The organism is Micromonospora sp. NPDC005299 (assembly GCF_042872345.1).
Classification (GTDB): domain Bacteria; phylum Actinomycetota; class Actinomycetes; order Mycobacteriales; family Micromonosporaceae; genus Micromonospora.
In genome coordinates, this window is sequence record NZ_JBIAKG010000005.1 from 163,268 (window position 1) to 186,022 (window position 22,755).

At 71.5% G+C, this 22,755-nt stretch carries 18 protein-coding genes; 10 read left to right on the top strand and 8 right to left on the bottom strand.

Annotation, left to right across the window (positions count from 1 at the left end):
* Positions 1-12: 12 nt before the first annotated feature.
* The 5 genes from ACFYPD_RS16630 to ACFYPD_RS16650 form a co-directional block, all read right to left on the bottom strand.
* The gene (locus ACFYPD_RS16630) at positions 13-1,677 is read right to left on the bottom strand and encodes a DUF885 domain-containing protein (RefSeq protein WP_387113698.1); all 1,665 of its coding nucleotides are present in this window, start codon (positions 1,675-1,677) and stop codon (positions 13-15) included.
* Between the two features lie 185 nt (positions 1,678-1,862).
* Positions 1,863-3,239 (bottom strand): M1 family metallopeptidase, encoded by a 1,377-nt coding sequence (locus tag ACFYPD_RS16635; RefSeq protein ID WP_387113700.1) that lies wholly within the window; start codon positions 3,237-3,239, stop codon positions 1,863-1,865.
* A gap of 166 nt (positions 3,240-3,405) precedes the next feature.
* Positions 3,406-4,365 (bottom strand): ROK family protein, encoded by a 960-nt coding sequence (locus ACFYPD_RS16640; protein ID WP_387113702.1) that lies wholly within the window; start codon positions 4,363-4,365, stop codon positions 3,406-3,408.
* Between the two features lie 4 nt (positions 4,366-4,369).
* Positions 4,370-5,839, bottom strand: a complete 1,470-nt coding sequence (locus ACFYPD_RS16645; protein ID WP_387113704.1) for a M81 family metallopeptidase — start codon at positions 5,837-5,839, stop codon at positions 4,370-4,372.
* A 12-nt stretch (positions 5,840-5,851) separates the two neighbouring features.
* Positions 5,852-6,997 (bottom strand): ROK family protein, encoded by a 1,146-nt coding sequence (locus ACFYPD_RS16650; RefSeq protein ID WP_387113706.1) that lies wholly within the window; start codon positions 6,995-6,997, stop codon positions 5,852-5,854.
* A 288-nt stretch (positions 6,998-7,285) separates the two neighbouring features.
* Between ACFYPD_RS16650 and ACFYPD_RS16655 the strand changes: the two genes are divergently transcribed.
* The 6 genes from ACFYPD_RS16655 to ACFYPD_RS16680 all read left to right on the top strand — a co-directional run bounded on the left by ACFYPD_RS16655 (position 7,286) and on the right by ACFYPD_RS16680 (position 14,702).
* Positions 7,286-9,091, top strand: a complete 1,806-nt coding sequence (locus ACFYPD_RS16655; RefSeq protein ID WP_387113708.1) for a peptide ABC transporter substrate-binding protein — start codon at positions 7,286-7,288, stop codon at positions 9,089-9,091.
* A 77-nt stretch (positions 9,092-9,168) separates the two neighbouring features.
* Entirely contained in the window at positions 9,169-10,128 is a 960-nt protein-coding gene (locus ACFYPD_RS16660) for an ABC transporter permease (RefSeq protein ID WP_387113710.1), read from the top strand.
* On the top strand, positions 10,125-11,045 hold the full coding sequence (locus ACFYPD_RS16665; RefSeq protein ID WP_387113712.1) for an ABC transporter permease: 921 nt from the start codon (positions 10,125-10,127) through the stop codon (positions 11,043-11,045). The genes ACFYPD_RS16660 and ACFYPD_RS16665 overlap by 4 nt, the downstream gene beginning before the upstream one ends.
* Before the next feature lie 13 nt (positions 11,046-11,058).
* Entirely contained in the window at positions 11,059-13,170 is a 2,112-nt protein-coding gene (locus ACFYPD_RS16670) for a dipeptide ABC transporter ATP-binding protein (RefSeq protein WP_387113714.1), read from the top strand.
* Complete coding sequence (locus tag ACFYPD_RS16675) at positions 13,167-13,904, top strand: copper homeostasis protein CutC (protein WP_387113716.1); 738 nt, start codon at positions 13,167-13,169, stop codon at positions 13,902-13,904. Before ACFYPD_RS16670 ends, ACFYPD_RS16675 begins: the two co-directional genes overlap by 4 nt.
* Before the next feature lie 60 nt (positions 13,905-13,964).
* Positions 13,965-14,702: a substrate-binding domain-containing protein gene (locus tag ACFYPD_RS16680; RefSeq protein ID WP_387113718.1), complete on the top strand. Its 738-nt coding sequence runs from the start codon at positions 13,965-13,967 to the stop codon at positions 14,700-14,702.
* Between the two features lie 113 nt (positions 14,703-14,815).
* Here the strand turns inward: ACFYPD_RS16680 and ACFYPD_RS16685 are convergent, their stop codons facing one another.
* Complete coding sequence (locus ACFYPD_RS16685; protein WP_387113720.1) at positions 14,816-15,085, bottom strand: hypothetical protein; 270 nt, start codon at positions 15,083-15,085, stop codon at positions 14,816-14,818.
* A 247-nt stretch (positions 15,086-15,332) separates the two neighbouring features.
* Between ACFYPD_RS16685 and ACFYPD_RS16690 the strand changes: the two genes are divergently transcribed.
* The 3 genes from ACFYPD_RS16690 to ACFYPD_RS16700 all read left to right on the top strand — a co-directional run bounded on the left by ACFYPD_RS16690 (position 15,333) and on the right by ACFYPD_RS16700 (position 20,332).
* Positions 15,333-16,157, top strand: a complete 825-nt coding sequence (locus ACFYPD_RS16690; RefSeq protein ID WP_387113722.1) for an LLM class flavin-dependent oxidoreductase — start codon at positions 15,333-15,335, stop codon at positions 16,155-16,157.
* 177 nt (positions 16,158-16,334) lie between these two features.
* The gene (gene lysX / locus ACFYPD_RS16695) at positions 16,335-19,670 is read left to right on the top strand and encodes a bifunctional lysylphosphatidylglycerol synthetase/lysine--tRNA ligase LysX (RefSeq protein WP_387113724.1); all 3,336 of its coding nucleotides are present in this window, start codon (positions 16,335-16,337) and stop codon (positions 19,668-19,670) included.
* Entirely contained in the window at positions 19,667-20,332 is a 666-nt protein-coding gene (locus ACFYPD_RS16700; protein WP_387113726.1) for a DUF998 domain-containing protein, read from the top strand. The genes lysX and ACFYPD_RS16700 overlap by 4 nt, the downstream gene beginning before the upstream one ends.
* Before the next feature lie 144 nt (positions 20,333-20,476).
* Here the strand turns inward: ACFYPD_RS16700 and ACFYPD_RS16705 are convergent, their stop codons facing one another.
* Complete coding sequence (locus ACFYPD_RS16705) at positions 20,477-20,620, bottom strand: hypothetical protein (RefSeq protein ID WP_387114378.1); 144 nt, start codon at positions 20,618-20,620, stop codon at positions 20,477-20,479.
* Positions 20,621-20,741: 121 nt separating this feature from the next.
* Between ACFYPD_RS16705 and ACFYPD_RS16710 the strand changes: the two genes are divergently transcribed.
* The gene (locus ACFYPD_RS16710) at positions 20,742-21,035 is read left to right on the top strand and encodes a DUF1330 domain-containing protein (RefSeq protein ID WP_387113728.1); all 294 of its coding nucleotides are present in this window, start codon (positions 20,742-20,744) and stop codon (positions 21,033-21,035) included.
* Between the two features lie 73 nt (positions 21,036-21,108).
* Here the strand turns inward: ACFYPD_RS16710 and ACFYPD_RS16715 are convergent, their stop codons facing one another.
* Positions 21,109-22,749, bottom strand: a complete 1,641-nt coding sequence (locus tag ACFYPD_RS16715; protein ID WP_387113730.1) for a DUF4127 family protein — start codon at positions 22,747-22,749, stop codon at positions 21,109-21,111.
* Positions 22,750-22,755: the final 6 nt, after the last annotated feature.

Genomic DNA, 22,755 nt, shown 5'->3' on the forward strand with positions numbered 1-22,755 from the left:
AAGGACGTGCAGCTACAAGCGCCGTCCCTGGCTTGTTGCACTGCGGTGCACGAGTGGTGCGCGGTCAGCCTGGAGGGCGGACGTCAACTGATCCAAGCCCAGCGAACCCAGCTCCAGCGCGTGACGATGGAATGCGCGCCGGTCGCCGGGGAAGGACGAGCGGCCTGCCAGCCACACGCGCTCACCCACCTTGTAGGCCAGCGCCTGCCCTGGCCGGCCCAGGTAACGCCCGAGTTCGGCGGAGGCGTACGGCCCCTGGTGACAGCGGTCCCGCAGAAGCTCCAGCGCAGCATCCGGCGTCCACACTGCTCCGTCACCAGAGGGCATCGGCAGTCGCAGGTGCAGGCCGATGTCGAGCACAACCCGTGCCGCCCGCAGGAGCTGCATGTATAGATGTCCCAGTCGAGCACCCGGCTGTTCATAGAGCCCGAGCTCGTCCATGAACCGCTCGGCGTACAGTGCCCAGCCCTCCTGGCTGCCGGAGAGGCCGCCGAGCAGGTTCAGCCGCTGCCCGAGGCCTCCCCGGCAGACCTCGGAGCCGAGGTGGAGGTGGTGGCCGGGGACGCCCTCGTGATAGGCGGTGCTGTAGGCGTACCAAGTGGGGAAACTCGCTCCGTCCTCGGGGAGGGACCACCAGACCCGACCCGGCCGCGCCAGATCCCGCGACGGCCCGATATAGGCAATGCCGGACGACGTGGTCAACCGCGACTCGATGCGCCGCAGCGGGGCGGGAATGTCGAAGTACACGCCGTCCAGCCGCTCGGTGGTTGCCTCCAACAGCTCCTGCAGCCACGCGGCGAACGCCTCCCTGCTGTGCAGCGTGCCGGGTGCGTCGGGGCTGCCGAGCCAGGCAAGCACCTCTGGCACGCTCCCGCCCAGGGCCTTCGCTTCCGCGATCAGCTCTGCCTCTATCGCTCGGAACTCGTCCCAGCCCCAGTCGTACAGCTCGCGCAGGTCAGGCTGGGCCGCGAGGAAGGTGCGCACCCAGAGTGCGTACCGCTGCTGGCCGAACGCTTCCTCCTCAACGGCCCGCGGTGCCAGGTCCGCGGTCAGCATCTCGGCCAGTTTCTGGTACGCCTCTCGCGAGCCCGTCGCTGCGGCCTGCAACGACGCCCGCTGACGCCCCTCGCCGTAGCGATCCACCAGGGCGACATCGTCGTCGATCCAGTTGCGGCAGCGCTGCGTGACGAGCTCCACCTGACGCCGCGCCGGCAAATTGCCGCGCTCCGCGGCGAGTAGAAGGCTGCGGGCATACCCGTCCAGGGCCGCGGGGATCGCGGCCAGGCGTGCGCTGACACGAGCCCAGCCCTCCTCGAATTCCGCGCCCTCGGCGCCGCGGCCGGGAACCGCGGCCTCGACGGCCTGGCGGATGAGCTGGAGCGGACCGGTGGCCGCCGCGTGCAGTTCGCGCAGGTCCTCCCCGGCGTCATGGAAGGCGATACGCGTATGCAGCCGTTCGGCGAGGTGGGCGTGCAGCGGGGTCGCGGCCGGCAGTGCGTCACCTAAGATCTCGAGCTCGCGCAGGGCGCGGGCTGCGAGGTCGGCGCGGGCCTGGTGGCCCTCCGGGCCGTAGTCGGTCAGCCCATCGACATCCTGCTCGCCAGCCTCGACGACCGCTGTGCAGGGGTCGAGGCCGGCCATGTCGCACAGGAGCCGATCCGCGAAGTCCTCGATCATGGGGGAATGCTAGGGCCTTGCCCTAGCTGCCGTGGTCCGAGCCTGCATCGATCGCGGCAAGAGGCTCAGAACCATCTGACAACTTCCGCTCATCGGCATGTCCGTGCGCGGCCACTGCTGGGACGGCCGGCCGCGCTCCGTCACGCGCTGTCGGCGACCATCTCGGTCGCGGGACCCCACGCACGTCACCAGGTTGTGGGCTTGCCCTTCTCGAACAGCCACACGTCGAAGAAGGCGGTGAGGTTCTGCCCGGTTTCCCGCTCGCAGAGGGCGATGAAGTCGGCCGTTGCGGCGTGGCGGTACCGGTGGTTGGCCGCCCACTTGCGCAGGATGCGGAAGAAGGTGTCGTCGCCGACCTTGCCCCGCAACGCGTGCAGCGTCATCGCCCCCCGGTTGTACGGGATGTTGCTGAACATGTCCTCGGGGCCGGGGTCGGCGAGGACGATCTGCCAGAACGACGACGACGCGGCCCGACCGTAGTTGCTGCTGCTGTTGAAGGTCTGGCTGACTGACGCGCCGCCGTTGTACTCGGTGTACATCCACTGGGCGTAGGTGGCGAAGCCCTCGTTGAGCCAGATGTCCGACCAACGCTGCGGGGAGACGGAGTCGCCGTACCACTGGTGTGCCAGCTCGTGCGCCATCGTGCCGACGCTCGCCGCGCTGGAGAAGATCGGCTTGGTCTGGGTCTCGAGGGCGTAGCCCACGTCGGGGGCCCGGTCGATGATCGCACCGGTCGAGGCGAAGGGGTACGGGCCGAACGTCGAGGAGAGGAAGTCGATCATCTTTGGGATCTGCGCGACCGCGGCGGCGGACCCGGCGACCTGCCGCGGGTCGATCGCGACGTACACGGGGATCCCACTCGCCGTGGTCGACTTGGTGACCACGAAGTTGCCGATGGTGATCGTCGCCAGGTAGGTGGCCATCGGCTCGGTCGAGTCCCAGGTGAAGGTGGTCCAGCCGTCCCGGGTCTCCTCGGACAGCAACTGGCCGTTGCCGACGGCGGTGAGTCCCTCCGGCACCTTCGCGGTGAACCGGAAGGTGGCCTTGTCGGTCGGGTGGTCGTTGGTGGGCAGCCAGGCCGGTGTGCCCTGCGGCTCCCCGACGACGAAGGCGCCGTCGTCGGTGGGCACCCAGCCTTCGATCGACCCGTCCGGATCGGTGATCGGACCCGGTACGCCGGCGTACCTCACGACGGTGGTGAAAGCCTGCCCGGTCTTGAGCTTCGGGCGGGGCGTGACGACCAGTTCCTGGCCGTCTCGGACGAAGTCGTGCGCGTGCCCGTTGACGGTCAGCGACGAGATCTCCGGACCGCGGAAGTCCAGGTTGAACCGGTCGAGATCCTGCGTGGCGATCGCGGTGATGGTGGCGGTGGCGGCCATGAACCGGGTTGCCGGGTCGTAGGAGAAGTTGATGTCGTAGTGCTGGACGTCGTATCCGCCGTTGCCCTCGTCGGGGAAGTACGGGTCGCCGACGCTCGCGGCGCCAGCCGAGTAGCGAGGGGCTCCGGGGTTGCCCGGTGCTGCGCCGGCCGCGTCCGGTGCCACCACTGATCCGACAGTCACCAGGGCGACTGTGACGAGCGCGGCACCGCGCAGGCGTGGGACTGTCATGTGGATCCTCTCCCGTGGACTGCCGTGGCACCGCTGACCGCCAGAGGTGTCTGCCCCATCCACCCGCACCGAACGGGCATCGTCAAGGTCTCCAGGCCACGTCACCGAGGCAACCGGCTCATTCCTCTCCTCGCTCCGGTGCCCCCCAGCCGTCGGGAACGGACAGGCCGGCGAGCCGTCGGGCCAGGATGGCGGCGCCGATCTGTGCGGCCTGCGGACCGAAGACGGAGCCCAGCACCGGGGGCGGGGTCCGCCAGGCGAGGGCCGCGCGCAGGGCGTCGCGTACCGGGTCGAAGAACAGCGCGCCCGCGTCGGCCAGCCCACCGCCGAGAACGATGCGGGCCGGGTCGAGGGTCAGGGTGAGGGTGGCCAGGGCGATCCCCAGCGCCTGGGTCGCGTCGTTCCAGACGGCGGCGGCGACCGGATTGGTGGCCACCGCGTCGGCGATGGCTCGGCTGTCCGAGTCCGGGGTTCCGCCGAGTCGGGCATAGCGGCGGGCCAGCCCGCCGGCGGAGGCGTAAACCTCCAGGCATCCCCGCTGCCCGCAACTGCACGGCTCCCCGCCGGGGTGGACCGGCATGTGGCCGACCTCGCCGGCCGAGCCGGTCGCGCCCGGCACCGGCTCGCCGTGCACCACCACCGCCGCGGCGATGCCGGTGCCCAGCGGCAGCAGCAGGAAGTTGTCCAGCCCACGGGCCGCCCCGGCCACCGCTTCGGCGACGCCGGCCGCCCGCGCGTCATGCCCGACCGCCACCGGGAGCCCGAGGTCGTCCCCGACGAGGGCACGGAGCGGCACGTTGCGGAACCGGAGGTTGGCGGCGTACCGCACCACCCCGTTCGTCTCGTCGACGAGGCCCGGCGTCACCACGCCGATCGCGGCGGGTGTGGCACCGCGATCGAGCGCGTCGTCGCGCAGCTGCAGGCACAGGGACCGGACCGCCTTGACCGGGTCGTCGTCCGCGCGCGACGGCACGGTCAGCGTGTGCCGGCGTCGGCCGTCCTCGCCGACCACGGCCCCCTTGATGGTCGTTCCGCCGACGTCGACGGCGAGGACGCAATGACCTTCGGGCTGGGTCACGCGATCACCCGGTCACCACGGCGAGGTCCGCGGTGAAGCCGCGGTCCAGGGGAAACACCGGTCGCACCACATTCTGGTACGGCAGCCGCGCGAGGTCCTGGTCGACGCCGCCCGGCGTCAGGGCGAGCAGCCAGTCTCCGGCCGCGTCGAACAGTTCGGGTTCGAGATAGCCGATCTTCACCACGACGAGATCCATCTCGTCGACCTTGATGCCCAGCCGTGCGTAGGAGTCCAGCAGGCGGTACTGCATCCGGCGGGAGGTGACGAGGACGCTGAGCCCGCCGACCCGTACGCTGACGCACCGCCCGCCGTCGGGATCGTCGGCGACCGCCTCCAGGATCCCGTCGAGCGGCAGCGGCCCCGGGTCCCGGGAGTCGATCCGCCCGCCGACGGTCACCCGGACCGGCGAGCCGAGCGGCTGGTCGGCGATCTGCGCCACGGCCTGCGGGTCGACCAGCGAGGCGAACACGGCACGACGGGAGCCGTCGCGGATCTCGGGGCGGGCCAGCATCCGTTCCGGGGCGAAGGTGACGTCGTCGGCGCCGCCGGCGCCCGGGTTGTCGCCGGAGTCGCTGATGAAGAACGGTCGCCGGGCCGGATCGGCGACCGCGGCCAGGGCGGTGTCGAGGCACTCGTCCATCGAGCCGGTGGGGGCGACGAAGGCGAACTCGTCGCGGGCCGCCCAGAAGTGCCCGCCGAGCTCGCGGGCCGCCTCGGTGGTGGCGGTGGCGTCGGTGCCGGTGACGACGACCGCGCCCCGGCAGCGCGGCTGGTCGGCCCAGGCGAACCCGATCCAGATCGCCGCATCGACGACGCCGTCCCGGGCCTCGACCTCCGGGATCCGGGCGTAGAGGCCCCGGGCCGGCTCCTCGCGGGTGCTGGTCATCTCGCCCGGCAGCAGGATCGGCACGTGGACCAGCGCCTTGTGCGGGCGCTGCTGCCGGCGCAGCGCCTCGACCAGGTTCCGGGCGGCGCGTTCACGGGTCTCCCACACGTCGACGTGCGGGGCGGTGCGGTAGCAGGTGAGCAGGTCGCAGGCGTCGAAGAGCACCTGCGAGACGTTGCCGTGCAGGTCCATCGCGGCGGAGATGAACGGCTCCGGCCCGATCACCGACCGGATGGCGGTGACGAGTTCGCCCTCCGCGTCGTCGCTTCCGACGACGGTCATCGCGCCGTGGATGTCCAGCAGCATGCCGTCCAGGGGGCCGGCCGCACCCAGCTTCTCCACCATCTCGGTGGCCCAGACCTCGTACGTCGCCGGGTCCACCGCCCCGCCGGGCAGGGCCCGGGCGTGCACGAGCGGGATCCACTCGACGTCGGCGGCCCAGGGCTGGGCGGGGGAGAGCCAGTCGTATCGCGCCAGCAGCGCATCGCCGCGGGTGACCTCGAAGTCGTCGGCGGTGCTCAGGTGCGGCGAGAACGTGCTGGACTCGATGTGGACGCCGCCGATGGCGACGCGGAGGGGACGGGGCACGGGTGTTGCTCCTCAGGAGGGTCGTACGTCGGTCGTCGTGCGCAGCAGGTGCCCGAGGCCGACCAGGGCCGCATCCGGGCCCGCGACGCTGGCTTCGATGGTCAGGGACTGGGTCACGGACGGTAGGCAGCGCTCGTAGAGCATCCCCCGGGTCGCGGCCACGTAGACGTCGAGGCTGGACAGCGCGCCGCCGATGACGACGGCATCGGGATTGAGGAAGTTGACCAGGCCGGAGAGGGCGACGCCGAGCAGCCGGCCGGCGTGCCGCACCATGGTCACCACGGTCGGGTCGGCGTCGCTGACCGCTGCCACGATCTCCCGGATCGAGGTCGCCGACGAGCCCTGCTCGGCCAACTGGCGGGCCAGGGCGGCACCGCTGGCAACCGTCTCCAGGCAGCCCCGGCTGCCGCAGGAACACTCCCGCTCGCCGCTGTCCGCCACACGGACGTGGGTGACATCGCCGCTGAGGCCGCGCCCGCCCCGGTAGATCTGACCGCCGCTGACCAGACAGGCGCCGATGCCGGTGCCGGCCTTGACGTAGATCATGTCGCCGAACTCGTCTCTCCGGGTGACGTACTCGCCGATCGCCGCCGCCTTGGCGTCGTTGTCGACGACCACCGGCACCGGGAAGCGCTCGGCGAGGCGGGCCCTCGCGTCGACGCCGCTCCAGCCCGGCATCCGGGCCGGGCCGATCAGCCGCCCACCGGGGAACTCGACCGGACCCGGCAGGGCCACGCCGACCCCGAGCAGCTCCTGGCCGGCCGCGGTCGCCGCCTGGAGCCGGTCGACCGTCGCCCCGACGACCTCGAACACCTCCGCTGGCCCGGCGGCGATGTCGATGGCCACCTCCTCGGTGGTGAGCAGCCCTCCGTCGGGCGCGCACAACCCCACCCGGGCGTGCCTGCCGCCCAGCTCCGCGACGGCGAGGATCCCCTTGGTCTCCCGCAGGCGCAGGATCCGGGGGCGTCGTCCCCCGGTGGACCGACCCACCCCCTCCTCGAGGATGACGCCCTCCTCCAGCAGCCGGCGTACCACGCTCGTGACGGTCGAGGGGGCGACCTGCAACGCCTCGATGAGGTCGGCGCGCGAGGTGACCGTGCCGCTGGCCAGCAGGCTCAGGGTCTGGTCTCGCAGCGTGGCGGAGATCGATGGTTCCAAGGGTGCCTCTCCTTGTTCGGGCGGTCCTCCGGCGCCGCCTCAGTGTCGCAGTGCACGGCAGGGTGCGCGCCGGAGCCCACGCGAAGAGTATCGGTCGATGCTTCGCCGACTTCGACCATACCCTGGCCGAAGTCGGCGAATAAAGAGGGTAAGTTTCGTTGACTCATGACTTCGGCCCGGATACATTCTCCGCGTCGAACGTCGAGGAGCAGCACCAGGCGGCCGAACGCGTGGCACCGCCGGTAGCGCCCGGAGACGCGGGGCAGTGCACATCAATCGAGGAGATTCATGAGGAGCAGATTTCCCCGGCGAGTCCTCCGCGGCGCGGTCGCGGTAGCCAGCGCGGTCGCCCTCGGGGCGGGTCTGGTCGCCTGCGGTGGTGGCAGCGATTCGTCGAAGGGCGGCGGGAGTCAGGGCAAGGACACCGCGACCGTCGCCTTCCGTACCCCCAACTGGATCCTGCCGATCTCGGCACCCGGCTTCACCCAGGGCGAGAACGCCATCTTCGGCCAGGCGCTGTACCGGTCCCTCTACCAGTACAAGCTGGACGGCACCGCGCAGTACAACATCGACCCGCAGCGCTCGATGGCCGAGGCGCCGGTGGTGAGCGACGGCGGCAAGACGATGACCATCACGCTGAAGGACAACACCTGGTCCGACGGCAAGCCCGTCACCACCAGGGACATCCAGTTCTGGTACGACCTGGTCAGGGCGAACAAGGACAAGTGGGCGTCCTACCGGGCCGGCGGCCTCCCGGACAACATCGCGCAGTGGTCGGTCAAGGACGACAAGACCTTCTCGATCACCACCACGAAGGTCTTCAACACCGCGTGGTTCGTCGATAACCAGCTCAACAAGATCACCCCGATGCCGCAGCACGCCTGGGACAAGGACTCCGCCACCGCGGCCGTGAGCGACCTGGCCAGCACGCCGGAGGGCGCGAAGAAGGTCTTCGACTTCCTCACCACGGCCGCCAAGGACCCCAAGACGTACGACTCGAACGAGCTGTGGAAGGTCAACAGCGGCCCCTGGAAGCTGGCGAAGTACGTGCCGAACGGCGAGGTCACCCTCGCCGCCCAGCCGAACTACTCCGGCGCGGACAAGCCGAAGCTCGCCAAGGTCGTGCTTCGGCCGTTCACCGGCGACGACTCCGAGTTCAACGTCCTGCGCGCCGGCGACATCGACTACGGGTACGTGCCCGCGGCCAACCTCTCCCAGGAGGGCTACCTCAAGTCCAAGGGCTACACGGTCTCGCCGTGGTACGGCTGGTCCGTCACCTACCTGCAGCTGAACTTCAACAACCCGAAGACCGGGGTGCTGTTCAAGCAGCCGTACCTGCGGCAGTCGCTGCAGATGCTCATCGACCAGCCGACGATCAGCAAGGTGATCTGGTCCGGCACGGCCGCGCCGACCTGCGGCCCGGTGCCGGCCAAGCCGGGCACCAACGGCGCCGACGCCGCCGGCTGCGCGTACTCCTTCGACCCGGCCAAGGCGAAGGAACTGCTGGAGAGCCACGGCTGGAAGGTGACCCCGGACGGGCAGACCACCTGCCAGTCGCCGGGCAGCGGGCCGAACCAGTGCGGTGACGGCATCGCCGCCGGCACGGCGCTGAACCTCACCGTGACCAGCCAGACCGGCTTCGCGGCCACGACGAAGATGTTCGCCGAGATCAAGTCGCAGATGGCCAAGCTGGGCATCCCGCTGACCATCAAGGAGGTGCCCGACTCGGTCGCGGTCACCCCGGCCTGCAAGCCGACGGATGCCACCTGCTCGTGGGACATGTCCTTCTTCGGCTCGCAGGGCAGCTGGTACTACCCGGCCTTCGCCAGCGGCGAGCGGCTCTTCGCCACCGGCGCCCCGGTGAACCTGGGCAGCTACAGCAACCCGGAGGCCGACAAGCTCATCGAGGCCACGCAGTTCTCCGGCGACGAGAGCGCGCTCAAGGCGTACAACGACTTCCTCGCCAAGGACCTGCCAGTGCTCTGGATGCCGAACCCGGTGTTCCAGGTCTCGGCGTACCGGTCCGGTCTGCAGGGGGTCGAGCCGCAGGACCCGATGAACTTCATGTACTTCCAGGACTGGTCCTGGAAGTGACCGACCACTGATCGTCCCGGCCCCGGCGGCGCCCACCGCGCCGCCGGGGCCCCCACCGGGGAGGAGGCAGGGCCCAGGTGGTCCGGTATCTCATCACGCGCTTGGGTCAGGCCCTCGTCGTCGTCGTGCTCGTCACGGTGATCGCGTTCCTCATCCTGCACCTGCTGCCCGGGGGCGCGGCCCGCGCCACCCTCGGCAAGGAGGCGACGCTGGAGCAGTTGGCGGCGTTCAACCACGACATGGGCTACGACCGGCCCTGGTTCCAGCAGTACGGCATGTACGTGCAACGTCTGCTGCAGGGGGACCTGGGCTACTCGTACCAGCTCAACCAGTCGGTCGTCGAGGCGATCAGCCAGCGGCTGCCGAAGACCATGGTGCTGTCGCTGCTGTCGACCGTGCTCGCCATCGTGCTGGCGATCCCGCTCGGGGTGATCCAAGCGGTACGCCGCAACCGCTGGCCGGACTACGCCATCACCTCGCTGTCGCTGCTGGCGTACGCCACGCCCATCTTCTTCATGGGCCTCATGATGATCATTCTTTTCTCGCAGGTCTGGCCGATCCTGCCGCCCGAGGCGCCGCAGGGGTTCACGGTGGCGGAGGTGCTCGCCGATCCGGCCGGGCTGGTCCTGCCCACAATCACCCTCGCCATCGTCACCATCGCGGTCTACTCGCGGTACGTCCGCTCCGCCATGGTCGACAACCTCAACGAGAACTACGTCCGCACCGCCCGCAGCAAGGGCCTCTCCGAGCGGCGGGTGGTGCTGCGGCACACGCTGCGCAACGGGTTGTTCCCGGTCATCGCGCTGCTCGGGATGTACCTGCCCGCGCTGTTCAGCGGGGCGTTGGTCGTCGAGTCGCTGTTCAACTTCCCCGGCATGGGGCAGCTGTTCTGGCAGGCGGCGCTCAAGCGTGACTTCCCGATCCTGCTCGGGGTCACCGTCATCATCTCGATCGCGACGGTGGTCGGCGCGCTCGTCGCCGACCTGCTCTACGCCGCCGTCGATCCCCGGGTCCGACTCCAGCGGAGCGCGTCATGACCACACTCCCCGAGGCGGTCCGCCCAGGCGCCGCCCCCGACCAGCCGGCCGACGCCGAGGCGCCGGTGCGCGGCCTCTGGCGGCAGGGGCTGGTCGTCTTCTGCGAGAACCGGCTCGCCCTGGTGGGCCTGGGCCTGTTCGTCCTGCTGGCCGGGATCTGCTTCCTCGGTCCGCTCTTCTACCACACCGACCAGGTGCACACGGATCTCACCGCTGTCCACCTGGCCCCCGGTGAGCAGGGGCATCCGCTCGGCACCGACGGGGTCGGCTACGACCAGTTGGGGCGGCTCATGCTCGGCGGGCAGACCTCGGTCATCGTCGGGCTCGCCGCCGGGATCCTCGCCACCGCCCTGGGCACGATCTGGGGCGCCGTCGCCGGGTTCGCCGGCGGCTGGGTGGACTCGGCGATGATGCGGGTCGTCGACGCGATGATGTCGATCCCATCGCTGTTCCTCTTCATGCTGCTCGCCGCCATCGTCACACCGAGCGTGTCCATGCTCATCGTCATCATCGGCGCCTTCGCCTGGCTGGGACCGGCCCGGCTGGTCCGGGGCGACGCACTGACCCTGCGCTCCCGCGAGTACGTCCAGGCTATGCGGGGGATGGGTGGCACCGGCGGCCGGGCGGTGCGCCGGCACATCGTGCCGAACGCCATCGGCACCGTGATCGTCAACGCGACCTTCCAGGTCGCCGACGCGATCCTCTACGTCGCGTACCTGTCCTTCCTCGGCCTCGGCGTCCCCCCGCCGGCGGCGAACTGGGGCGGGATGCTCTCCGACGGCCTGGCGGACACCTACAGCGGCCACTGGTGGCTGCTGTACCCGCCCGGCATCGCCATCATCCTCATCGTTCTCGCCTTCAACTTCATCGGCGACGGGCTGAGGGACGCCTTCGAGGTCCGCCTCCGGCGACGCTGAGCAGGAGCAGAAAATGAGCGAATCGACCGTCCGACCCGCGACGGCAGTGGTCCAGCCCCTGCTGGAACTGCGCGATCTCGACACCGACATCGCGCTGCGCCGCGGTACGGTGCACGCCCTCGACGGGGTCAGTCTCCAGGTCATGCCGGGGGAGACCCTCGGCGTCGTGGGGGAGTCGGGCAGCGGCAAGACGATGACCGCGCTCTCGATCATGGGCCTGCTGCCGCCCGGCGGCCGGGTGTCCGGAGGACAGATCCTCTTCGAGGGCCGGGACCTGCGATCGCTGACGGCAGACGAGGTACGCCGGATCCGTGGCGTCCGGATGGGCATGGTCTTCCAGGACCCGCTCACCTCGCTCAACCCGACCATGCGCATCGGCGTCCAGGTCGGCGAACCGCTGCGGGTGCACGAGCGGGTCGGCCGGGCGGAGGCCCGGGAGCGGACCATCGAGATCCTGCGCCGGGTCGGGATGCCCCGCCCGGAGCGGATCGTCGACAACTACCCGCACGAGCTGTCCGGCGGCATGCGGCAACGGGTCGCCATCGCGATGGCCCTGGTCTGCTCCCCCCGCCTGCTCATCGCCGACGAGCCGACCACAGCGCTCGACGTCACCACCCAACGGCAGATCCTCGAACTCATCGACGACCTGCGGGAAGAGTTCGGGATGGCCGTCATCCTGGTCACCCACGACCTCGGGGTGATCGCCGGCCGCGCCGACCGGGTCGCCGTCATGTACGCCGGACGGGTGGTCGAGACCGCCGCGACCGGAGAGCTGTTCCGCTCGCCGCGGCATCGCTACACGGAGGCGCTGATGGAGGCGCTCCCCGAGTCGGCGATCCGGGAGTCCGGTGAACACGCCCGGCTCTACAGCATTCCGGGCCTGCCGCCGGACCTGTCCCGGCCCCTGACCGGCTGCCGCTTCGCGCCACGCTGCCGGCACGTCACCGACGACTGCCGGACCACCGAGGTGGCCCTGTCCGCCGGCGAGCACCAGCACGCCTGCCTGCACCCGGCGCCGGCGGAGCCCGCCGCGCCGGTCAGCCTGCCCGCCCCGGTACGGGTCGAGCCGGTGCCGGATCCGGCAGGCGCGGCGGCCGGACCCGGTGAGCCGGCGGCCGAGCCCGTCCTGTCGGTGCGGCACCTGGTCAAGAACTACGCGGCGCACGGCCGTGGGCTGCTGCGCCGGACCGCCGGGCAGGTGAGCGCCGTGGCGGGTGTGTCGTTCGACGTCGGCCCGGGCGAGACGTTCGGGCTGGTCGGCGAGTCCGGCTGCGGCAAGTCCACCGTGGGCCGGCTGGCCGTCGGGCTGGAGCAGCCGACCGCCGGGCAGATCATGCTGGACGGCACGGACATCGCCGGCCTGGCCGGACGGGAGCGCCGCCGGATGCACCGGCAGGTCCAACTGATGTTCCAGGACAGCTACGCCGCCATGAACCCGCGGATGCGCGTCGACGCCATCCTCGCCGAACCCCTCGAAATCCAGAAGGTGGGTGGAACGGCGGAGCGGCGGGCGCGAATCGCGACGCTGCTCGACCAGGTGGGGCTGTCGCGGCGGGTCCTGGAGCGCTACCCCCACGAGTTCTCCGGCGGTCAGCTGCAGCGCATCGGCCTGGCCCGGTCGCTGGCCCTGCAACCCCGGCTGATCGTCGGCGACGAGCCGGTGAGCGCGCTGGACGTGTCCATTCAGGCGCAGGTCCTCAACCTCATGCGGGACCTGCAGCGTGAGCTCGGTCTCGCGTACGTCTTCATCAGCCACGACCTGTCCGTCGTCGACTACATGGCGGACCGGATCGGCGTCATGTACCTCGGCAAGCTCGTCGAGGTCGGGCCCGCGCGGGACGTGGTCCGAGCCGCCCGGCATCCGTACACGCAGGCGCTCATCGACGCCGTCCCCTCCGTCACGCCGAACGCCGCGTCCGCGCGCGACGGGATGACCATCCGGGGCGAGCTGCCCAGCGCGCTCAACCCGCCCACCGGGTGCCGGTTCCGGACCCGCTGCCCCCTGGCCCAGGACATCTGCGAGACCGAGCCGCCGCTGGCCGGCGACGCGCACCAGGTGGCCTGCCACTTCCCGCTGCGTCCGGAGTCGACCACCGCGTCCGCTCGGGCCGGGGCGGCCGCATGACCACGGTCGAGATCTGCGTGAGCGACGTGCCGACCGCGCTGGTGGCCGAGGCCGCCGGAGCCGACCGGCTGGAGCTCTGCGCCGACCTCGGCCAGGGCGGCACCACCCCGAGCCTGGGGACGGTCGAGCTCGCGCTGCGGACGTTGCGCAGGGTAGGCGTACGGGTCATGGTCCGTCCCCGGGGCGGTGACTTCCGGGTGAGCGAGATCGAGGAGCAGGTCATGCTCGCCGACATCGAGGCCATCCGCAGCCTGCCCAATCCGCACGGTCTCGCGGTCGGGGTGGTGGTCGGTGCCGTCACCGCCGCCGGCGGCCTCGATCTGGCCGTACTGCGGCGCCTCATCGAGGCGGCGGGACCGCTGCCCGTGACGGTGCACAAGGCCTTCGACGAGGTCGGCGACCAGCTGACGGCGATCGAGGAACTCATCGACCTCGGGGCCGACGCGGTGCTCACCTCAGGCGGGGCGCCGACCGCGCTGGCCGGTGCCACGCAGATCGCCGCGCTGCGGCAGCGGGCCGGCGACCGGTTGCGGGTCATCGCCGGGGGCGGCATCCGGTCACACAACGTCCGGCAGGTGCTCGCGGAGACCGGAGCGCGGGAGGTGCACCTGCGGGCACCGGTGCAGCGCGACGGACGTGAGGCCACGGACGGCGAGGAGATATGCAGGATCGTCGCCGCCACGTGTGTCCAGACGGATCCGGCCCACGGAACAGCTCTCTTCATTAGGGAGTAGCTGATTGTCCCCGTGCCGTGTGGATCGTCGGTAGAGCCTGGCCCGACCGCATGCACGCCGATGTCGCGTAATGGTGCCAACGGTGGCTCGTCCGCCTGCCGGACCTTCACCCATCGCCGTCGGCCCTTCACGCCCGAACTGGACAACCCGGTCTTCTCATTGTTTGTCCGGGCCATCGAGGCGGCGCTGGCCCGGCACGGCCACACCCCGGCGTTGCTCACCCTCACCCTTGGCGGACCGAGTGAGAGCAAACATGTGGAGACGCTGCTGCAACAGGGAGCCTCCGGGATCATCTTCGTCTCAGGGCTCCACGCGGACACCACCGTCGACCGCTACCGCGAGCTCGTCGGCCGCTCCTTGCCGATGGTCCTCATGAACGGCTACCTGCCCGACGTCGCTGCGGCATTCGTCTCGTGCAACGACGACACCGCAGGACGGCGTGCGGTGTCGCATCTGGCTTCGCTCGCGCATCGGCGCATCGGCATGGTCAGTGGACCAGAGCGCTACATGCCGGCGCAGGGAAAGCTCAACGGATACCTGGAAGCCATGCACGCCAGAGGGCTGAAGGAGATGGTCGTAGTCGCACCGTGGTTCACCGCTGAGGCCGGTCACGCAGCAGCGGCGCGGCTGGGTGCCACCGCCCTTGTCTGTTGTTCCGATCTGGTGGCGCTGGGAGCCGTGCGAGCGGCTCGGGCCGAGGGCCTGTCTGCGCCCGAGGACATCTCCGTGATCGGGTACGACGACTCCCCACTGATGTCGTTCACCGATCCGCCGCTCACACGCTCCGTCAGCCAGTAACCACCATGTCAGCAGCGAGCGGGCGATGCTCGGTTACCTCGCGCGGCGCCGTCCTCGGGTCCGCCGAAGTCCAGGCAACTGCCCAAGCGGTGGACAAATCGTCGGATCGACCGTCAAGAGTCTTCAAGCTCAAGCGACTGCTCTGCAACGTCATGGAAGGCGTCGTGCGCCTCCCGCTGATCCACGAACGCTGGACTGAGGTGGACCAGATCCTTCGCCTCACCAAGGCTGACGCCCCGCAAGGTACGGACCGCCTTGATGCAGGGGATGATCCAGAACCCTTCCCTGCGCATGAACGCGATCGTCGCGTCCAAGCCCTCTCCGCCTGCCACCCTCTGCCGCGCCTTACTGAGCACCCGCTCGTACTCCTCATCTGCCAGCACGTGCCCAGTATCGTGCGGCCCTGATCCGGGTACAGATCGACTCGTCCGTCGGGCTTGACCCGCCCGGCCACGGCCCAGAAGGCCCAGAGACGGCCCGGACTGACCCTCTCTGGTGAGAACTGCGGCCGTGTCGGGACGGGTAACCTCTTGACCGGATCGGGCACGTGACGGGCATGCCGGCTGTCGGCGTGGTTGTGGAGTCATGCCGGGCTGTCGGTGAGATCGATAGCTAACTAGGGTTAGCGGGGTGCCTCGCTACGCTGTCGGTCTGCCGAATGTCGGACCTTTCGCTGACGCCCGGATACTCGTCGATCTGGCCGTCGCGGCTGAGGAGCAGGGCTGGGACGGCGTCTTCCTGTGGGATCACGTGCTGTACCACCAAGCGGACTGGCCGCTGATGAACTCGGTCGTGGTCGCCTCCGCGATCGCGGCCCGGACATCGCGTATCCGGCTCGGCGTGCTGATGACCGCCCTACCCAGACGTCGGGTGCAGACCGTGGCTCGGGAGACCGTCACCCTGGACACCCTCTCCGCCGGCCGGCTCGTCTTTGGCGCGGGCATCGGCTCGATGGACATCGAGTACGCCGCCTTCGGCGAAAATCCCGACCTGCGAGGCCGCGGGAGACGGCTCGACGAGTCCTTGACTCAGCTCACGGACCTGTGGTCCGGCCAAGACGTGCCCATGCCATCCGGCGAGCGGGTACGCATGCTGCCGACACCTGTACAACAACCGCGCATACCCGTCTGGTGCGCTGGCCGGTGGCCCAACCGACCCGGTTTCCGCCGCGCTGCCCGCTGGGATGGGGTGGTAGCGACGTTTGCCGACGCGGGCAGGACTGTTCCCGTGCCGGTCGAGGACTTCGCCGCCGCCGTACAGTTCGTCGCTTCAGAGCGGGGATCGCTGGATGGCTTCGAGGTCGGGCTTGAGGGTTGGACGTCGCCGCACAACGCCCCCGAGGTCATCTCGCCGTACGCCGCCGCCGGACTGACCTGGTGGATCGAAGCCATGGGCTGGTGGCGCGGTGGAGTCGACGATGCGCGGCAGCGCGTTCTCGCAGGCCCTCCCGGCTGAGCCACCCACCCCGGCCTCTTCACACCCCGTGTGGGGCTGCTCCACCGTGTCGGCGCGTGGAAACGCCTGGCCTGGCGTGTCGGTCGGGGACGGGGTGCTTCGCAGCGGGCCCGACGGCGGGCGTGGCTACGATGAGGCTGGTCGACGCCGGGCGTCACCGGCACGAGGGAGGCCACGTTGACCCCGAGCACCGCATCGCGGACGGTGGCGGACGCCCGACGCGCCGACCGGGACTGGCGACGCCAGGTGCCCCGGGCCTTCGCCACGCTGCTTTGGGTGATCGCGGTGGTCTGCGCGCTGGCCGCGCTGAGCAGCGCCATCCGCTCCGATATCCAGCCGGTCCGCACCGCCATCGACGCCCTGCTGCTGCCCGCCCCGGCGAACCTGGCGTACGCGGTCTTCCTCGGCACCCTCGCCTCGGCGGTGCTGCGCCGCAAGCGGCTGGCGTACTGGGTGCTGGTCGTCTACTTCACCCTCAGCCTGGCCGTCGGCGTGCTGGCCGGCGTGCTGCTGCTGGTGGTCGGCAGCAACGACCTCACCGACGACGCCGGGGAGCGGCTGTTCAACTCGGTGGAGACGGTCGGGGTGTGGGTCGGCATCGCCTTCGCCGCCGGGGCGCTGGCCCTGCTGCTGGCCGCCCGACGGGAGTTCTACGCCCGGGTGCGCAGCGGCAGCACGCGACGCGCCCTGGGCGTCTTCCTCGGGCTGGCGGCAGTCGCGGTCGGGCTTGGCTACCTGCTGCTGCTCATCGAGCCGGGCAGCCTGCGAACCTGGGTGGACCGGCTCGGCTACGCCATCGAGAAGGTGTTCGGCGGCGCCATCACCCTGGACGTCACCCGGCAGGGGCAGGCGTCCGGCTGGGTCAACCTGCTGCTCGGTGGCTTCGGCGCGATCGCCTTCGTGGCCGGCCTGTTCACCCTGCTCCGGTCGCAGCGGGCCGCCGCCGTGCTGCACCCGGACGAGGAGGAGCGGATCCGGGAACTGCTCGCCCGGCACGGCGGGCGGGACTCGCTCGGCTACTTCGCCACCCGCCGGGACAAGGCGGCGATCTTCTCGGCCAGCGGCAAGGCGGCGGTCACCTACCGGGTGGTCAACGGCGTCAGCCTGGCCAGCGGGGACCCGGTGGGGGACCCGGAGGCGTGGGGGCCGGCCATCGAGGCGTGGCTCGACCAGGCCCGCGCGTACGCGTGGACCCCGGCGGTGATGGGCACCAGCGAGGCGGGCGCGAAGGCGTATCACCGGCACGGGCTGAAGGTGCTGCACCTGGGCGACGAGGCGATCCTGCTGGCCCGCGAGTTCGACCTGGACGGGCGGGACATGCGCCCGGTCCGCCAGGCCGTGCACCGGGTGGAGCGGGCCGGCTACACGGCCCGGGTGCGCCGGCACGCGGATATTCCGGCGGCGGAGCTGTCCGGGCTGGCCACGCTGGCCACCGCCTGGCGGGACACCGAACACGAGCGGGGCTTCTCGATGGCGCTGGGCCGGCTCGGCGACCCGGCCGACGGCGACTGCGTGCTGGTCGAGGCGCGGGACGCGGGCGGCCGGGTGCGGGCGCTGCTGTCGCTGAGCCCGTGGGGTGCCGACGGGCTCTCGCTGGATCTGATGCGCCGGGACCGGTCGGCCGAGAACGGGATCACGGAGTTCCTGGTCGCGGCGCTGATGGGCGCGGCACCCCGGCTCGGCGTCGAACGGGTGTCGCTGAACTTCGCGGTGTTCCGGTCGGTCTTCGAGCAAGGTGCCAGGATCGGCGCCGGTCCGGTCATCCGGCTCTGGCGGCACACCCTGCTGTTCTTCTCCCGCTGGTGGCAGCTGGAGTCGCTGTACCTCTCCAACGCCAAGTACCAGCCGCACTGGACGCCGCGCTACCTGTGCTTCGCGGAGCGCCGGGAGTTGGCCCGGGTGGGCCTCGCCGCGGCGGTCGCCGAGGGCTTCGTCGCCCTGCCGGGCGGGCGGCCCACACCGCTGCACGGCGTGCCGCCGGCCGGCGGCGGGGTGGGCTACGTGCCGCCAGCCGCCGCGACGGTCCGGGCCGTGCCGCCGGAGCCGGCTGCGGTGCACCTCCCCGAGCAGAGCCGGGTACGCCTGGCGAAGCTGGACCGGCTGCGCGCCGAGGGCGTCGACCCGTACCCGGTGGGCTTCGCGCGGACCGACGGCTGCGCTGCGGTGCGGGCACGGCACGCCGGGCTGGCGCCGGACACCGGCACCGGGGAGACGGTGTCCGTGGCCGGCCGGGTGTTGCTGGTCCGCGACCACGGGCACATCTGCTTCGCGACGATCCGGGACGGCAGCGGCGACCTGCAGGTGATGCTGGAGGACGACCTGGACCGGTGGCGTGCCACCGTCGACATCGGCGACCACCTCGGCGCCACCGGCGAGGTTTACGCGACCCGGCGCGGCGAGGTGTCGGTGCGGGTGGCCGACTGGCGGCTGACCGCCAAGTGCCTGCGCCCGCTGCCGGACAAGCACCACGGGCTGGCCGACCCGGAGGCCCGGGTCCGGCAGCGCTACCTCGACCTCGCCATCGATCCGGCGGCGCGGGACCTGCTGCGGGCCCGCGGCGCCGTCCTGCACAGCCTGCGGCGCTCCCTGGCCGATCGGGATTTCCTGGAGGTGGAGACGCCGATCCTGCAGCGGGTGCACGGCGGCGCGAACGCCCGCCCGTTCCTCACCCACAGCAACGCGTACGACCTGCGGCTGAGCCTGCGGATCGCCCCCGAGCTGTATTTGAAGCGGCTGGCCGTGGGCGGGATGGAGCGGGTGTACGAGCTGGGCCGGGCGTTCCGTAACGAGGGCGTCGACCACAGCCACAACCCGGAGTTCACGGTGCTGGAGGCGTACCAGGCGTACGCGGACTACCACGTGATGCGCGAGCTGGCCCGGGAGCTGATCGTCGCCGCGGCGGTCGCGGTGCACGGGGCGCCGGTCGTGCGCCGCCCCGGGACGGGCGAGACCGTGGACGTCGGGGGCGAGTGGCCGGTCCGTACGGTCAACGAGGCGGTCTCCGCGGCGCTCGGCGAGGAGGTCTCCGCCGACACCGACCTGGCCGCCCTGCGCAAGCTCTGCGACGCCGCCGGGGTCGCGTACGACCCGCGCTGGGAGCGCGGCGCGGTGCTGCTGGAGCTGTACGAGCGGCTGGTCGAGGCGCGCACCGAGGCGCCGACGTTCTACCTGGACTTCCCGGCCGACGCCTCGCCGTTGGCCCGTCAGCACCGGGACGACCCGCGGCTGGCGGAGCGGTGGGACCTGGTGGCGTTCGGGATGGAGCTGGGCACCGCGTACTCGGAGCTGGTCGACCCGACGGAGCAGCGGCGCCGGCTCACCGCGCAGTCGTTGAAGGCGGCCGGTGGCGACCCCGAGGCGATGGAGCTGGACGAGGACTTCCTCACCGCGCTGGAATACGCCATGCCGCCCACCGGCGGTCTCGGCCTGGGCGTGGACCGGCTGCTGATGCTGCTGACCGGCGGGTCGATCCGGGAGACGCTGCCCTTCCCGCTGGTCCGCGAGTCCTCGTGAGCCGGGTTGGCCGGGCTCGGGCGCTGCCGGGGCTGGCGCTCGGGCTGGCCGGAGTCCTCTACTCGTCGTGGCTGATCGGGCCGCTGCTGAACCCGGCGTTCGGCCTCCTCGACGGCTACGCCAGCGAGTTGGCCGCACGGGACCAGCCGTACCACCTGGTGTTCGGCCTGGGTGACCTGGCCGTCGGAGCGCTCGCCTCGGCGACCGGGTTGGCGCTGGCCCGGCGGGCCGGGGGCTGGCTGCGGTGGGCCTGGTGGGGGCTGGTCGCCTTCGGCGCGGCCACCGCCTTGGACGGCACGGTGAGCTCGATGGACTGCGCGCCCTCGGCCGACGCGCGCTGTGCCCGGCTGGCGGAGCTGGGCGCGCTGTCCTGGCGGGACCAGGCGCACTCGGTCAGCTCGTCGGTGGCGATCGCCGCCGCGCTGGCCTCACTGCTTGCGCTGCTGCTGGGCCGGCGCGATCGCCGCGCGTCGTTCCGCTGGGGGCTGGCGGTCGCCGCGGTGCTGCTGGTGGGCACGGCCGGCACGCTGGTCGAGCTGACCCACCCGGACGCAGCGCTGGGCGCCTGGCAGCGGGTCCAGCTGCTCGGCCTCTCCGGCTGGCTGGTCTACACCGGCGGCATTGTCGCCATGCCGGGTGACACCGGGTCCTGGGCTGGGTAGATGCAGCGGTACTCCGGCCGGTCGCCGTCGCCATGCAGCGCAATGCCATGGCATCAAGGGCGCCGGAGATGGTGTCGCGGTCGAACGCCGCGAGCACGTCAGCCCGTCGCGCCACCCGACCACGGGACCCGGCCGGCGGTGTCTTCACCGGTCCGGTGTCCCGGCCGGTGTCCGCCGCGCACGAAACGTGGCGCGGTACGCCTGGGGTGAGATTCCGAGTTCCCGTCGGAAGGTGTGCCGCAGGTTGGCGGTCGAGCCGATCCCGGTCCGCGCGGCGACCCGTCCGATCGGCTCGTCGCCGGCCGGTGGACCGGGCCGAGCCGTGACCGAGCGCCCTCCGGCGACCGTTACGCTTCGTAGGGCAGTCCAGCAGGGGAACGCCCATCCGGATGAGCGGGAGTCAGCGACGGTGCCGAAGGCCTACTGGATCACCACCTACCGGTCCATCACCGACGACGAGAAGGTCGCCGCATACGCGGAGCTGGCGGGGCCGGCGCTGCGCGCCGCCGGCGGCACGTTCCTGGCGCGTGGCCTGCCGTCGTACGCGTTCGAGTCCGGCGTGCTGGAGCGCACGACGCTGATCGAGTTCGACAGCGTCGACGCCGCGCTCGCCGCCCACGAGACCTCTGCCTACCAGGAGGCGCTGCGGGCGCTCGGCGACGGCGCCGACCGCGACCTGCGCATCATCGAAGCGACGCCCTGACACCCCCTCGCGAATCCACAAGCACGGCGCCGGTCGCGCCGGCGGGTCAAGCCCGGCGCGACCGGTCGTCCGGTCAGGACAGCCGCAGCCGGGGCTCCAGAATCACCTCGAAGAGCCGGTCCCACGGCAGCTCGACCCGCGCCGACTCGAAGCGCGCCAGGGTCGCCGTGAACGTCCTCGCGCCCCGCCGGCCCAGCACAATGCGGTGCCCCGCGAAGTGGTCGGCGAAGTACCGCTCGGTCAGCGGCACCAGCCGTTCGCGCACCCAGCCGTCGAAGTAGCTCTTCTGCTCGGGGGTGAGCGCGAGCGGGTCCCAGCCCTGCGCCCGCGCGTGCGCGTACGCCTCGACCTGCACGATGTTCTTCCACGGGTCGTCCTTGACGAACCGGTAGAGCAGGTACTCGGCGTGCGCCTGGCCGGGCCCCTGCAGCTCGGGCACGCCGAACCCGCTGCCCGAGGAGCGGAGATACGCCCACCGGGCGGTGCCGTGCCCGAGCGCCAGGCCGAGGGCGTTGCCGCCGGTGTTCCACCCCGAGTACGACAGCAGCGCCGCGAGATCCAGGCCGCTCTCCATCCGGGCGACCAGCTCGTGGTCCGCCTTGTTCACGATCAGCGGATCCACCACGATGACCGGGGTGCCGGCGGCCAGCAGCTCGCCGATCCGCCCGACGAAGGCGTCCAGGTCGGCGGCCCGCTGTGCGGGCGCCGCCGAGGGGGTGTTCACGGCGAGCACGATGTCCGCGTCGCCGCCGACGACCCGTCCCCCCACGGCGGCCACGTGCCGGCGGATGTTCTCCGCGAACGGGATGCCCTCCAGTTGGGCGGTCCAGCTCTCGCCCGAGACGCCCGCGTACACCACGCGGTAGGTGGGCGCCGTGCCGGCGGCGATCACCCGCGCGACCAGCAGCGCGTCGACCTCGTCGGCGCCGGGGAAGATCTCCACCCGGTCGCCGACGCCGAGGTGGGCGACGAGCGCCTCCAGCTCCACCCGCTCGGCCCGGGCCAGGCCGACCGGCGCGGTGTCGTCCTCGGAGAGCACGAGGTGGCTGATGGTGCCGTCGGCGACCCACTCGACCATCAGCCGGTTGACCTGGTGGTTGCGGGCCCGCGCGGCGAGATAGTCCTCGACGACCTGATCGGGGATCTGCGCCCGGACGGCGTCGAGCTGGGCCCGCAGCTCCTCCTGCCCGAGGTTCACCACCTGGTCGTAGAGCTTCGCCCAGCTGACCAACCGGTCGCGGTACTTGTCCAGCTCCGTGCCGGTGCTGGTGACGGCGAGGCGCTGGATGGTGTCGTGTACCTCGATCACCGCGCCCGGCCGGGTCGCGCGCAGGCTCCGGATGGCGGCCAGGTTCTCCAGGGCGGCGGCCAGGGTCGGGGCGGCGGTGCGGGAGGCGATCAGGCCGCCGTAGGCGAGCATGCTGACCGAGATCACGTACCCGTCGACGCCGTCGGTGGTGCCGAGCCAGCGGGCGATGGCGGCCCCGTCGCCGGGGGTGAAGAAGCGGCCCAGCAGTTCCCGCGGCGGCAGCTGCACCTGGGCTCCAGCGCTCGCCGCGGTCATCTGCGGGGCGTAGGTGTTGACCGGCCGGTCGTCCAGCGGCACCAGCGCCACGGTCAGCTGCCGCTCGGCGGGACCGGCGAAGGCGGGCCGGCCGATGGCCACGGTGGCCAGCCCGGCCATGCCGGTGGCCAGGAGGGTACGTCTTCTCATCTGCAC

Coding starts and splice junctions, on each gene's coding strand:
- ACFYPD_RS16630 (WP_387113698.1), bottom strand. CDS start 1,677: ATGATCGAGGACTTCGCGGATCGGCTCCTGTGCGACATGGCCGGCCTC.
- ACFYPD_RS16655 (WP_387113708.1), top strand. CDS start 7,286: ATGAGGAGCAGATTTCCCCGGCGAGTCCTCCGCGGCGCGGTCGCGGTA.
- ACFYPD_RS16665 (WP_387113712.1), top strand. CDS start 10,125: ATGACCACACTCCCCGAGGCGGTCCGCCCAGGCGCCGCCCCCGACCAG.
- ACFYPD_RS16670 (WP_387113714.1), top strand. CDS start 11,059: ATGAGCGAATCGACCGTCCGACCCGCGACGGCAGTGGTCCAGCCCCTG.
- ACFYPD_RS16675 (WP_387113716.1), top strand. CDS start 13,167: ATGACCACGGTCGAGATCTGCGTGAGCGACGTGCCGACCGCGCTGGTG.
- ACFYPD_RS16680 (WP_387113718.1), top strand. CDS start 13,965: ATGTCGCGTAATGGTGCCAACGGTGGCTCGTCCGCCTGCCGGACCTTC.
- ACFYPD_RS16715 (WP_387113730.1), bottom strand. CDS start 22,749: ATGAGAAGACGTACCCTCCTGGCCACCGGCATGGCCGGGCTGGCCACC.